Source organism: Bacillus sp. PAMC28748, assembly GCF_014250415.1.
Classification (GTDB): Bacteria; Bacillota; Bacilli; order Bacillales; family Bacillaceae; genus Bacillus; species Bacillus licheniformis.
In genome coordinates this window covers 3671518-3683451 of sequence record NZ_CP060192.1, presented here as the reverse complement: position 1 = coordinate 3683451, position 11934 = coordinate 3671518, and the positions used below count along the sequence as shown (strand labels likewise).

At 46.8% G+C, this 11934-nt stretch carries 14 protein-coding genes and 1 other annotated feature; of the genes, 9 read left to right on the top strand and 5 right to left on the bottom strand.

The features are described 5' to 3' along the window. The first annotated feature begins 18 nt into the window (after positions 1-18). A complete protein-coding gene (gene rpmG / locus H7F26_RS18990) occupies positions 19-168 on the top strand; it encodes a 50S ribosomal protein L33 (protein WP_003183271.1) in 150 nt (49 codons plus the stop codon). A gap of 33 nt (positions 169-201) precedes the next feature. Here the strand turns inward: rpmG and H7F26_RS18985 are convergent, their stop codons facing one another. Beyond that, positions 202-963, bottom strand: coding sequence for an alpha/beta fold hydrolase (locus H7F26_RS18985; RefSeq protein ID WP_009327935.1), 762 nt, complete (start codon positions 961-963; stop codon positions 202-204). A 116-nt stretch (positions 964-1079) separates the two neighbouring features. Next, positions 1080-2150: an NADPH dehydrogenase NamA gene (namA, locus tag H7F26_RS18980; RefSeq protein WP_085959520.1), complete on the bottom strand. Its 1071-nt coding sequence runs from the start codon at positions 2148-2150 to the stop codon at positions 1080-1082. Positions 2151-2286: 136 nt separating this feature from the next. Between namA and H7F26_RS18975 the strand changes: the two genes are divergently transcribed. Next, positions 2287-3891 carry a M20/M25/M40 family metallo-hydrolase gene (locus H7F26_RS18975; protein ID WP_021837564.1) on the top strand — a complete coding sequence of 535 codons (1605 nt, stop codon included), beginning with the start codon at positions 2287-2289 and terminating at the stop codon, positions 3889-3891. Positions 3892-3949: 58 nt separating this feature from the next. Here the strand turns inward: H7F26_RS18975 and proC are convergent, their stop codons facing one another. Next, a complete protein-coding gene (proC, locus tag H7F26_RS18970; RefSeq protein WP_003183264.1) occupies positions 3950-4771 on the bottom strand; it encodes a pyrroline-5-carboxylate reductase in 822 nt (273 codons plus the stop codon). A gap of 42 nt (positions 4772-4813) precedes the next feature. Beyond that, positions 4814-5015: a binding site (T-box leader), on the bottom strand. Between the two features lie 145 nt (positions 5016-5160). On the opposite strand from proC, the gene H7F26_RS18965 reads away from it, so the two are divergent. The 4 genes from H7F26_RS18965 (at position 5161) to H7F26_RS18950 (ending at position 8620) form a co-directional block, all read left to right on the top strand. Next, entirely contained in the window at positions 5161-6114 is a 954-nt protein-coding gene (locus H7F26_RS18965) for an MBL fold metallo-hydrolase (RefSeq protein ID WP_011198095.1), read from the top strand. A gap of 9 nt (positions 6115-6123) precedes the next feature. After that, the gene (locus H7F26_RS18960) at positions 6124-6906 is read left to right on the top strand and encodes an SDR family NAD(P)-dependent oxidoreductase (RefSeq protein ID WP_003183261.1); all 783 of its coding nucleotides are present in this window, start codon (positions 6124-6126) and stop codon (positions 6904-6906) included. Positions 6907-7337: 431 nt separating this feature from the next. After that, a complete protein-coding gene (locus tag H7F26_RS18955) occupies positions 7338-8060 on the top strand; it encodes a poly-gamma-glutamate hydrolase family protein (protein ID WP_003183259.1) in 723 nt (240 codons plus the stop codon). 53 nt (positions 8061-8113) lie between these two features. Beyond that, a complete protein-coding gene (locus H7F26_RS18950; RefSeq protein WP_003183257.1) occupies positions 8114-8620 on the top strand; it encodes a DUF3189 family protein in 507 nt (168 codons plus the stop codon). Between the two features lie 151 nt (positions 8621-8771). Here H7F26_RS18950 and H7F26_RS22090 read toward each other — a convergent pair whose 3' ends face one another. Together H7F26_RS22090 and H7F26_RS18945 are read right to left on the bottom strand one after the other, a co-directional pair. Then, on the bottom strand, positions 8772-8900 hold the full coding sequence (locus tag H7F26_RS22090) for a hypothetical protein (protein WP_254926366.1): 129 nt from the start codon (positions 8898-8900) through the stop codon (positions 8772-8774). 25 nt (positions 8901-8925) lie between these two features. Continuing rightward, on the bottom strand, positions 8926-9186 hold the full coding sequence (locus H7F26_RS18945) for a hypothetical protein (RefSeq protein WP_003183255.1): 261 nt from the start codon (positions 9184-9186) through the stop codon (positions 8926-8928). A gap of 421 nt (positions 9187-9607) precedes the next feature. Here H7F26_RS18945 and H7F26_RS18940 point away from each other — a divergent pair, with 421 nt between their 5' ends. From H7F26_RS18940 to H7F26_RS18930, 3 genes are all read left to right on the top strand, one after another. Continuing rightward, positions 9608-10096: a hypothetical protein gene (locus tag H7F26_RS18940; RefSeq protein ID WP_003183253.1), complete on the top strand. Its 489-nt coding sequence runs from the start codon at positions 9608-9610 to the stop codon at positions 10094-10096. A gap of 115 nt (positions 10097-10211) precedes the next feature. Then, the gene (locus tag H7F26_RS18935; RefSeq protein ID WP_003183252.1) at positions 10212-10874 is read left to right on the top strand and encodes an ATP-binding cassette domain-containing protein; all 663 of its coding nucleotides are present in this window, start codon (positions 10212-10214) and stop codon (positions 10872-10874) included. Beyond that, positions 10852-11817: an ABC transporter permease gene (locus H7F26_RS18930; protein ID WP_003183250.1), complete on the top strand. Its 966-nt coding sequence runs from the start codon at positions 10852-10854 to the stop codon at positions 11815-11817. Before H7F26_RS18935 ends, H7F26_RS18930 begins: the two co-directional genes overlap by 23 nt. The last annotated feature ends 117 nt before the right edge of the window (positions 11818-11934 follow it).

Genomic DNA, 11934 nt, shown 5'->3' with positions numbered 1-11934 from the left:
TTTATTAAGGAGGACAACATGAGAGTAAAAATTACATTGGCGTGCACCGAAACAGGGGACCGCAATTATATTACGACAAAAAACAAACGCACAAATCCGGATCGCCTGGAATTGAAAAAATATTCTCCGCGTCTGAAAAGGCACACGATTCACCGTGAAACAAAATAACTAAAACCAGCAGACTGTCTGCTGGTTTTTTGTTTAATTGGCGGCTTGATAGGCGTATGTTTGCTGCTGTGCCGCATACCACACATCATAGATCGCAAGCTGGACGATGTGCGGCTCATCATGATGGATCAAATGCGAGCTGTTTTTCGCCTGAATCCAGCCGCTTTGATGCGATAGAGACAGCAGTCTGCTGTGAAGCTTCAGCCATTCTTGATGAGCTTGCTTCGCCGCCTCCGTCCTTTTTCCCGCCGAGAGGACGAGCAAAGGAACCGAACCGAGGTGTTTCTTTTCCTGCTTCAGCATGTCCAGGCTTTGTTTAAAGTCCTCATGGGACCCTTCGATCGAAAACTGTTTGACATAATCTTCTTTTAATGTGTCCGGAAGTAGCGGCAGCACTTTTTCCTCCTGATCTTCACAAGCGGGATCAAGCAGCACCATGCCGATGACTTCATCGCTGTACCGGCTTGCAAACAGCCTTGCAATGACGGCGCCGAACGAATGGGCGACAAACAGGTAGGGCGGTTTGACGTCTGCTGCTGCAAGCAGCGCTTTTAGTTCTTTCACCATCTGATCCGCTGTTCGTTTGCTGGTGCTCGGCCCGCTTTTGCCAAGGCCTGCACGGTCGTATGCAAACAAGCCGAGATCTTCGTCTATATCGGATAAAATGGGCTGCCAAGTCGTTGAAGAAAAACCGTAGCCCGCTTCAAAAATAATCGTTGCGTTCTTTTTTCCTTTTCTCTGCTTTGTATAAAACATGCACCCTTCAACAGTATATATTCTTTCCGTTATGGTCATAGAGGTCATCCTCTCTTTGTATATGGTGTTCTATTAGGAAAGACGCACAAACAAGGATGTTCGTTTCTCACGAGTTGAAAAAAAGAAATATCCCGCCATAAGGCGGGATATTAAGTTTACCAGGCTCTGTCGTACTGAACAGGCCCTTCAATTTTTGTGTTCAACTGTTTGGCAGCGGTTTTCGGCCAGTATGGATCTCTCAGCAGCTCCCGTGCAACGAAAATGAGATCAGCGCGTCCATTTTGGAGGATTTCCTCAGCTTGTAGGCCACTAGTGATCAATCCGACAGCTCCTGTCTGAATCTCGGCTTGAGCGCGAATTGTATCGGCGAAGCCGACTTGGTAGCCTGGGAAGACGTTGATATCAGCAGGCACAACAGCACCGGAGCTGACATCGATCAAATCAACGCCCTGTTCCTTCATCCATTTGGCGAAACCGACATAATCGGCGACATCAAGGCCTTTTGTTTTGTAGTCTGAAGCTGAAACGCGTACGAATAATGGTCCGGCCCAGACTTCTTTTACAGCGTCGATGACTTCGCGAAGCAGCCTGTAGCGGTTTTCCGGTGAACCTCCGTATTCATCCTCGCGTTTGTTGGAAAGCGGTGATAAAAATTCGTTGATCAAGTATCCGTGGGCTCCATGAATCTCGATGATGTCAAAGCCGGCGGCTTTCGCGCGTTCAGCTCCTTTTTTGAAAGCCTGAACGGTTTCTTTTATGTCCTCTTTTGTCATTTCAACAGGCGTTCGCGAATTTTCGTCGAAAGGAATCGCTGAAGGTCCGTAGATTGTACCTTCGACCTCGGCTTTTCTTCCGGCGTGCGCCAACTGAATCGCCGTTTTGCTGCCGTACGTCTTGATTTGTGACGTCAATGCAGCAAGTCCGTCAATATGCGCGTCATCCCATATGCCCAGATCCTGGTCAGAGATTCTTCCCTGCGGAGTGACGGCGGTAGCTTCTACCATGATTAGTCCGACTTGTCCGACGGCGCGGGAGATGTAGTGGGTCATGTGGAAAGGCTGCACTTTTCCATCCTTTTCATGGGAGGAATACATGCACATCGGCGACATGACAATCCGGTTTTTTAGTGTAACTCCTTTTAAACTCCATGGTGTGAATAGTTTTCGATTACTCAAATTTTTTCGCCTCCCGTAAGTTTTCGCCTCGATTATACCAATTCTGCCCATTCTCGTCATATAAACTGCTCAAGTCATTTCCATATGTAAGAATGTTCAGTACAATAAAGTTGTACACATTCTATTTTTTACTAAATATGATATCACATACATTTGCGGAAAACAGTGAAAGAGGGGGGCTTGCTTTGTGAAGTGGCAGACAGTGGAAGAACTGAAACGGCTGCTCATTTCTCTTGTTCAATACGAAAGCATCTCAGGCACGGCCGGAGAAGTGGCGCTTGCGAAATATATGCATGATGTCTTAAAGGACCGTTCGTACTTTCAAAAGAATCCTGAATACTTAAAGCTTCACCCGATGGAGGATGGGCGCTATTTTTTAACCGCCCTCGTCAAAAAGGAAAAGAAATCAAATACGGTGCTCCTCTTGAGCCATTTTGACGTGGTCGATACGGCAGACTACGGAGAATTCAAACATATGGCATGCAAAGTCCCGGAACTCATGGACCTATTAAATGATAAAAAAGAACTTTTGCCTGAACGGGTCAAAAAAGACCTGGAAAGCGGCGAATGGCTGTTCGGTAGGGGAAGCATGGATATGAAAGCGGGTCTTGCTGTTCAATTTTCTATGCTGGAACGGGCGATGAACGGAGAATTTGACGGAAACCTTCTATTAATTACGGTTCCGGACGAAGAAGTCAACTCGCAGGGGATGCTTGAAGCAGTACCTGTACTGAAAGCTTTAGAAAAAGAATTTGGCCTTCATTATACAGCGTGCTTAAACTGTGAGCCGATGTTTGAAAAACATCCGGGTGATCCGAAGCAGTACGTCTATTCAGGCAGCATCGGCAAAGCGCTTGCCGGATTTTTCTGCAAAGGGGTTGAGACGCATGTCGGCGAGCCGTTTGCAGGGGTGAATGCGAATCTAATGGTGTCTGAGATCAACAGGCTGCTCGAATTAAACGTCGACTATTGCGAAGAAGCGGACGGAGAGGTGACGCCTCCCCCGGCCAATCTGATGCAAAAAGATCTGAAGGAGGCCTACTCGGTTCAGACTCCTCACACAGCGGTGTCGCTCTTTAATGTGCTGATGATGCAGCGTTCCGCCGCCGAGCTCCATCGCATGCTGCTCGACACAGCCAGGGAAGCGGCCGCCAATATTCAAACAAATATCGAACGTAAAACGGCCGAATATCAGCGGTTTGAAGCCTTCATGCCAATTAACCCGGCCGTTTCCGTGCTGACGTTTGAGAAGCTGTGGAACAAAGCACAGGAAAAAGCCGGGAAGCCCGAGGCGGAACGCATCCTCAACTTTGCATTTGCGAACAGGGGGGAGCTTGGAGACCGCGACTTTTCAACGAAAATCGTCTCTGAATTGGCTTCACTCTGCAAAGAAGATGCTCCGATGATCGTTCTGTTTTACAGTCCGCCGTTTTATCCGGCTGTTTCTTCAAAGGACGATCCTCTGATCCGAAAGGTGATGAGAGAAGTGAAGCAGTATGCGGCCGACAGGCACGGAATTGAATTTACAGAAGTCCAATATTTCCCCGGCCTGTCCGATTTAAGCTACCTGCAGCTGCAAAAACAGTCAGTCGATGCGTTCACATCCAATATGCCGCTTTTTCATCACGGCTATTCACTTCCAAAAGGACGCGAAAACGCACTGTTTGTGCCGGTCATCAATATCGGGCCGGCCGGCAAAGATCCTCACAAATGGACGGAACGTCTCCATGTGCCGTTTTCATTTGGAAAGCTGCCAGATATCCTCCGGCTCGCGATACACAAGCTTCTCTAAGATACGGGACCGCTTGAAGAAAAATCGGGAACGAGCGAAAACGCTGTTCCCGACTTTTTTAAATTTTGGCGGCAAACATATCCCTGAGTTCCGCAGAACGATTCGCCGCTTCTTTGACGCAGGATATGACGGTCTGTTCAAATTGATGGTCGTCAAGCATCCTAAGGCCTGCTTCCGTTGTCCCTCCGGCGCTTGTGATCTCTTTCCTCATGACAGAAGGATCTCTGCCGGTTTCAAGCATTTGAGCCGCTCCTGCCATCATATCGATAATCAGCTGTTTCGCCGTTTTTTCAGGAAGCCCCAGCTCGGCAGCCGACGCCTGCAGGGCTTCGACAAACCGATAAACAAAAGCGGGCCCGCTTCCGGCTACGGCTGTCACAGCATCAAGGGCAGATTCCTCAACGATTGTAACGCTGCCGACCGTCGCAAAGAGGTCAGCCGCTTCCTGCATCTGCTCTTTCGTGACAAGCGGGCTTGCCGCAAAGGCTGTGGCTGATTTTTGAATGGCGGCCGATGTATTCGGCATGGCTCTCACAACAGGCAGCTCAAGCCCGGCATAGTGCTGGATCGTATGAATCGGAATGCCTGCAAGAACAGAGATCAGCAGCTGTTCTTTTCGCAAATAGGGGCGGAGTGCGGCTATTCCTCCTGCCGCGTCTTTCGGCTTCATCGCCAAAACGAGTGTATCCGACCGGGCGGCGACTTTTGCCGTATCTGCTTCTCCGCATACCCCGTAAGTCTCGCTTAATTCACGAAGCCTGGCCGTATTCGACTGATTCGTAACGAATATCGCCTCAGGTTCCATTGCACCGCTTTTGACAAGCCCCTTAATCATCGCTTCAGCCATCGAACCGGCTCCGATAAATCCTATTCGTTTCATTTTGATTCCTCCTTCTAAAAACAAAAAAACCTTTCCGTCTTCGCAAAGGACGAAAAGGTTTCGCGGTACCACCTTCATTAGCATATACATGCTCAGCTCTTGCCCCGTAACGCGGGATACGTTTAGGTTTGCCTAAGCGCTCTGAGGGCAGGTTCAACAGGCAAGCGGGCTGTGAAATCTTTCAGCCGTGGATTTCACTCTCTTTAGCCATTGCTCGTTTACTATTCCTCTTCATCGCGTCTTCATTCATTCACCTTCATATATTTGTTGTTCATTATGCTATGAGGAATGCTGAAATGTCAACAGGCATTTGAGGCAAAAATGACATGCGCGGGAGAAAAAGGTAAAATATGATCAACATCAATTCGCAGGATGAGGAGAATAAAACGATGAAAGACGCAAGAATCATTCCTATTGCACTGCCGACTCCGTTTGCAGTCGGAGACGTCAACATTTATTTGCTCAGAGGCGAGGCGCTCACTCTGGTGGATGCCGGGCCCAACACAAAGGAGGCGGCAGCCGTTTTGAAGAGCGAGCTGGCCGAACAGGGACTGTCATTAAGCGATATCGACCAGGTCGTCCTGACCCACCATCACGCTGATCACGCCGGACTGCTGAACGAATTCCCGGCAGAGGTAAAAATCATTGGCCATCCGTTCAATGAACCGTATATCAGTCAAAATCCCGATTTTATTGAAAAACAAAAGTCCTTTTTTACATACCTGTTTCAACGATTCGGCGTTCCCGGCGATATGAAGCCGCCAGGCCATACCATAAAAGCGTCGTACCGGTATTCATGTAATCGGACATTGACAGAGACCGTTTCAGAAGGTGGGCAAATTGAAGGGCTTGACGGGTGGCGGGTTCTTGAGACGCCCGGACATGCCGCTTCGCATATTGTCCTTTATAATGAAGAACTTGGAAGCATGCTCGGGGGAGACTTGCTGCTAAAGCCGTCTTCTTCAAATCCGCTTCTGGAAGTGCCGCAAAAAGGAGGGAAACGCCCGACTCCGCTGCTGGATTACCTGGAATCTCTCGGCAGGCTGCAGGAGCTTCCGCTTCACATGATTTATCCCGGCCATGGGGAGGAAATCACAAAAGTGAATGAGCTTGTCGCCAAAAGGCTGGAAAAGCAGCGAAACAGAGCCGAAGAGGTGTACCGCATCCTCTCTGAAAAACCGCATTCACCTTATCAGATATGTCGAAAACTGTTCCCTGCAGTCTATGAAAAAGAGCTGTTCTTAACACTGTCAGAAACGATTGGGCAGCTTGACGATCTGGAATCCCAGGGGAGGATCGGAGTTGATGCGGCCGATGGAATCGATTACTATTATGCAAAGTAGGTGACGAACATGGAGCAGAAGTTGAAAGCGCACAAAGTGATGATTACAGGAGCTTCAGGAGGGCTTGGCGAACGGATCGCATATCATGCTGCAGGGGAAGGAGCGGAGATCATTCTGGCTGCGCGCAGAAGAGACCGCCTCGATGCTTTGAAGCAAAACATCGCGGATAAAACCGGCGCAAAGTGCCGTATAATCGTATTGGACGTCAGCCGGACGGATGAAGTTGAAGCGGCGTTTCAAGAGGCCGGTCCGGTTGATATTCTTGTCAATAATGCGGGGTTCGGCATTTTTGAAAGCGCGCTTGACGCTTCCCTTGAAGATATGAAAGCGATGTTTGAGGTCAACGTATTCGGTCTGATCGCCTGCACGAAAATGGCACTCCCGCATATGATCAGGCAAGACAAAGGCCATATTATCAATATCGCTTCACAAGCGGGCAAAATAGCGACGCCCAAGTCAAGCCTTTATGCGGCAACAAAGCATGCGGTGCTCGGATATTCAAACAGCTTGAGAATGGAGCTTGCAGAAACAGGGGTCAACGTGACAACGGTCAATCCTGGACCGATTCAAACAGACTTTTTCAAGACGGCAGATAAAAAAGGCGATTATGTAAAAAGCGTCGGGAGATGGATGCTAGATCCGGATCGGGTTGCTAAGAAAATCGTCTCGGCAATGATGACGAACAAGCGCGAAATCAATCTTCCAGGCTGGATGAACAGCGTCAGCAAACTCTACCAGCTTTTCCCTTCGCTGGTTGAACGAACAGGTCGAAGCGCTTTCTATAAAAAATAATGGTTTCTCGAAGAAAGGAACGGAATCATCCGTTCCTTTTTTGTTTGCATTTTTTTAGCGATGCCCCCTGCAGAGAGGCTCAAAATATCATATAAAAACAGGGAGACTTTGTCCCTCTGCAAAACCCGGCATCGAACCTCTGCTTCCTTCTTTAAGCGCTGCTTGATCTGATGGCACCTGTCCAGCCTGAGGCAATTGATATAAAAATACGGCACGCCGAAAGATTCCGTGCTTCCGGGAACACGTGCCGGCCGCTGATGAAAAATAAGGTAAAGGTCGCTTTCGTTTTGCCGTTCTTCTTATATAAAATGGCAACTGGGTGACGAAAGGGAGTAATATTTTACCATTTATTGAAATTCTCTCATCCCGGCCGAAACATGATATCACGTGATACTCGCAACAAAATACACGATAAAAGGAGTTTCTTAACGGTGCAGGAAGAATGGAACCCATTGATGAAAAATCGTTGCATCATCTGGTTAGTCACGGGGATTTGCTTAACGGTCATCTTTCAATTTCCGCTGAAAAGCGTCGCTTCATCCGCAGACAAATACGCCAATTTTGCCGAGCTTGCCGAACATGAAACAGAAGGAGAAGATTACCAAATCGAATACACAGACATGGGCACCGAACTGTTGATTCTTTCACCGCACGGCGGAGGAATCGAAGGAGGTGTCAGTGAACTTGTCCGCGCCTTCAGCGCCGATTATTCCACTTATTTATTTGAGGGAATCAAACCCTCGCAAAACTGGGATCTCCACATCACAAGCAATCATTTTGATGAACCTCAGGCCCTCAAAGCGGTCAAAGAGCACAGCTATGTGCTGGCTTTTCATGGATATCATGACATCGTTGAACATACGCTTGTGGGGGGAACGGATACAGGAGGGGCGAAAGCGATTGTCAGAGCGCTGCTGAACAAAGGTTTTTCGGCGGAGCTGGTCAGCCCGAGCCACCGGCTTGCAGGAGGAAATCCTGAAAATATCAATAATCAATGCAAAACAGGTCAAAGCATTCAATTGGAAATCAGCACGCCTCAACGAGAGGCTTTTTTTTCGGAGTTCGGCCTGTGGACGCGGGCAAGTTCTAAAAATGAGACGTTTCAAGCGTATGTCTCAGCTGTTAAAGAAGTTCTGGAAACGAGGTATAAATAAGCATTGTATATTTGGGCCACATTAAAACCAAAGACATGAAGAGGGTGAGCAGGTTGATCTATATATACAATTGTTACGGCGGCACTCATTCATCTGCACTTGCCGCTGCTTATCATCTGAAAAAGCTCCCATTCAGCAGAAAACCAACAAGAAACGAAATTTTAAGCACCGACTGTTTTAATCAATTAAGTCCGAAGGAAATGGGAAAATTAATCTTTCACGGACTTGATGAAGAAGGCAACCAGGTGTACACGATCGGCAGAGGATCGTCAAAAGCTGTCATTCCAGCCATGCGAGGCGTTCTCGAGCTGTTTGAAAAAAACGGGAAACTTCAGGAGAAAGTCATTTTTTCAAACACGTCTCCGACTGTGCCAATAGCGATGACATTCGGCGGTTTATTTTCGAGGAGGCTGAAAATCGATCCGATCGGGGTTCCTTTGCTGGTGCTTGGAGCGCAGCAGGCATACCAAGACATCATCAAGCTTGTGCAGCAAACAAAAAACCATGCAAAAACGACTTCTTCGATGATCGAGGTACTCGATAACGGCTTTAAAGGATAGTGGCCGAAGGATGAATATAAGGAATTTATTTGAAAAAACAAGGCGTTCTGATCGGTGGGATGCCTTGTTTAATAGGAATGCCTTTTTCCAATGAATAGAGGGGAACACAGTTTCATTGCAGCGGTTGTTGACTTTTAAAAAAGATCGACATTCACAGAACGGAAAGCGGGAGGCGCATCAAAACGCCTCCCGCTTGCTTGCGCTCTAAAGCCCGCGTCTGTAAAAGAATCAGCCGCTCGTTCACGCTCTGTTCTCCAAAAGCGGATCGAAGCATGTTCATATTTCAGACGCCAGCTGCACGTTGTTTATTTTTTGACATAGCAGCGGTCTTGGTACATCGTTTCACATTTTTCGCGTGTGACATCTGTTTTACCATTTATTACTCTGTAAACATCGACATATCTCTCGCCATTTATTACCTTATATTCGTATTGCGCACCGGGATACTTGTCCCTCACCCATATTAATTCAGGCAGTGTATCCGCACTTACGGGCAATCCAGACACTAACAAAGCACCTGCAAATGCAACCGCTCCGACTGCTTTTTTGATTTTGTTTTGAAACATCCCTAACGACCTCCTAAAGATTGTTTTTTTGCCTATGACATCATAGGCATGTACATCCTATCACTCGGCTGGAGAAAAAAATGTCTAATTGTGTAGAAATTCAATAAAATTCAAAAATAATACACAAATTTACATTTTAATCAGAGGTAATAGGTGTTCGCCTAAGAACACCCTCGGGAAAAATGGTAAAATAAGAGAATTTGATTGAAGGTAAGGAAAAATATGTTATAATTTTACGAGAGGGAGGAGGGGATAGTTTCCAATAGGTAACGATGAAATGGTCCATTTTGCTAGGAATCTATTTTTTCATCCATTAAAATAAGAGAACTCGGACCTTAAATTGTTTTGGATGTGGCAGTAGCTTATGGATGGCAGCTGAAGACGTACATACAAATATTTCAAAAACACGGAGGGAAACGAAATGAAAAAAGCGATTTTAGGGTTTTCTTTGTCTGCGGCGCTCCTGGTTCCATCCTCATTCGCTGCGGCTGCTGGGGACGGGCAGCTGACAAGCGAGCAAAAGGAACTGCTTGAAGCCAAGACAGAATACGTTCAATCACTTCCTGAACAGGCATCCGTTCAAAGCGGTGTGACGGCTTATGCAGGAAAAAGGCTGACAATTAAAAGAGGAAGCTTCCTCGCCTGGTCAAAAGATTATATCGACTGGTACTACAACGGCAAAAAAGTATCGAAAAGCAGCGGATCGCAGGATGTCGGCTACGTCTTTCCGAATGTGGTGAGGGCAAAGGGGATTAAAAGGTATTATAAGTCATCAGGGCTTCACAAATGGAGAGCGAAAAAAACGCTGAGCTTCGGAACCGTTACACCGTGGGGAGATGTTGAATTGGCCAGCTCAACCTTTACAGACAGAAGGTGGGTCAATAAAAAAGGAAAATACGGAAACGATTAATTTACTATAAGCCATTTCATACAACGCTGCTAAAAGACTATTTAGAAATTAATGGCAGCGTTGTATAATGGAGAATGTTGCAACACCATCCTGATGCGAGAAAGGATTTTTCAAATTGATCAAAATCGATGACCTGACGAAATCTTATGGAAGCAAATCGGTATTCAACCGTCTCAACATGAATATTGAAAAAAACAAAGTCACCTTTCTGATGGGAGAAAACGGCGCCGGAAAAACGACGCTCTTGAAATGCCTGCTCAAGCTTGAACCTTTCGAAGGCGGCATACTGTACGACGGCGAGCCGCTTGAAGCAGTCAGGAGCAAAGTCCACGTCATCTATGACGATTCCCCGTTTTACGATCATCTGAGCGGCTATCAAAATATCAAACTACTGATCAATAAACCTGCCGGCAAAGAAGAGCTTGAACAATTGTCGCAAAAGTTTCTCGGCAGGGAGCTGCTGAAAAAAAAGGTCAAGACCTATTCATACGGACAAAAGAAAAAGCTGGCCTTAATGATCGCTGCATTAAACAAACCGTCATTCTTGTTTTTGGATGAGATATCAAACGGGCTTGACTACCGGTCCATGATGGAGCTTCAGGAGCTCATCAATGACTGGTCAAGCAGGATGACGATTGTTGCCGCCGGCCATCAGTTTGAGTTTTATTCTTCAATCGTCGATCAATTATACGTGTTGAAAGACGGTTCAGCTATCCACATAGACAATTTTAAAACGAATGGAGCAGAATTGGGCGATGTCTATAAAGAATATTTATAATATTTTCAAGAAAGAGCTTGCATTTCAATCGTATTCTAAATTGCTCATCATTTTATTGCTTCCTCTATTATTCATTTCATCCGGATACATATATGTTCACTATAAAAATACAATGGACAGCTACCAGCAGTTCAAAAAGACTGAAAATGAATATAAAGAACTCGGCATCGATATTAAGCAGGCGCTGGAGTCGCCCGTCAAGGTGAAGGAAGGTGAGCTGAAAAGCGAGGATGGCGACGGAGAGATCGTCGAAAATATTTTAAGGTTCGACTATGAGAATTTCGTCTTGTCCCTCCATCACCTGGAGCCGAAACAGTCAGTCACTATGACGCTTGAGCTGATGGGCTTCATCATTTTTCCCTTGGCTTTCACGCTGTATGCCATCTATATCTCCTCATACGACATCAGATTCAAGACGATGAAAGTGAAAGCGGTCAGCCATGATTGGAAATCCGTTCTGTTTGCCAAACAGTGTTCGGTTTACATGGTGATGGCTGCCGCCGTGATCGCCGTTGTATGTACGGCATATGTGTCAAGCCTCGTCTTTTATTCCCTTGCTTCAAGGGATATACCGGTCGGCGAGTTCACAATACCCGCTGTTTCAAAAAGCAATATCCTGCTTCAGCTCGCTGTCGTTCTGGCGGTCAGCTTCATCTTTTCGACGATCGGATTTTATTTGGGCGTCCTCTTCAGAAGCTTTATTACGCCTGCTTTGCTTTATGTCGTTTACAGCCTGCTGATCCCTGCTTTGGGCAGGTTCGATTTAAAAAACCTGCTGTCTAATCTCGGGCATGCGGTTTTCAGTTTCAGCGGCGGCTTTAAACTGTTTACACCGGTGAAGGTGGACATGATTCCGGTCATCATCATTTTAGCCGCATCCGTCGGCTTGCTGTCTGCGGTCACTTATTACATGGCGCACAGGCAAAGCAAATATGTCGTTTGAAAAAAGAGTGCGGGCGCCTGCGCTCTTTTTTCTTTTGCAAACGAAGGACACCCGTTGGCTCAGGGTTGACAGGAAGGAGAGCCATTCGCATCCGCCATGCAAGGAAACCGGACCCAC

Bases quoted from the DNA above. Each gene is read 5' to 3' on its own strand.
- rpmG (WP_003183271.1), top strand. From the start codon at position 19: ATGAGAGTAAAAATTACATTGGCGTGCACCGAAACAGGGGACCGCAAT.
- H7F26_RS18985 (WP_009327935.1), bottom strand. From the start codon at position 963: ATGACCATAACGGAAAGAATATATACTGTTGAAGGGTGCATGTTTTAT.
- namA (WP_085959520.1), bottom strand. From the start codon at position 2,150: ATGGGCAGAATTGGTATAATCGAGGCGAAAACTTACGGGAGGCGAAAA.
- proC (WP_003183264.1), bottom strand. From the start codon at position 4,771: ATGAAACGAATAGGATTTATCGGAGCCGGTTCGATGGCTGAAGCGATG.
- H7F26_RS18965 (WP_011198095.1), top strand. From the start codon at position 5,161: ATGAAAGACGCAAGAATCATTCCTATTGCACTGCCGACTCCGTTTGCA.
- H7F26_RS18960 (WP_003183261.1), top strand. From the start codon at position 6,124: ATGGAGCAGAAGTTGAAAGCGCACAAAGTGATGATTACAGGAGCTTCA.
- H7F26_RS22090 (WP_254926366.1), bottom strand. From the start codon at position 8,900: ATGAACATGCTTCGATCCGCTTTTGGAGAACAGAGCGTGAACGAGCGG.
- H7F26_RS18945 (WP_003183255.1), bottom strand. From the start codon at position 9,186: ATGTTTCAAAACAAAATCAAAAAAGCAGTCGGAGCGGTTGCATTTGCA.
- H7F26_RS18940 (WP_003183253.1), top strand. From the start codon at position 9,608: ATGAAAAAAGCGATTTTAGGGTTTTCTTTGTCTGCGGCGCTCCTGGTT.
- H7F26_RS18930 (WP_003183250.1), top strand. From the start codon at position 10,852: ATGTCTATAAAGAATATTTATAATATTTTCAAGAAAGAGCTTGCATTT.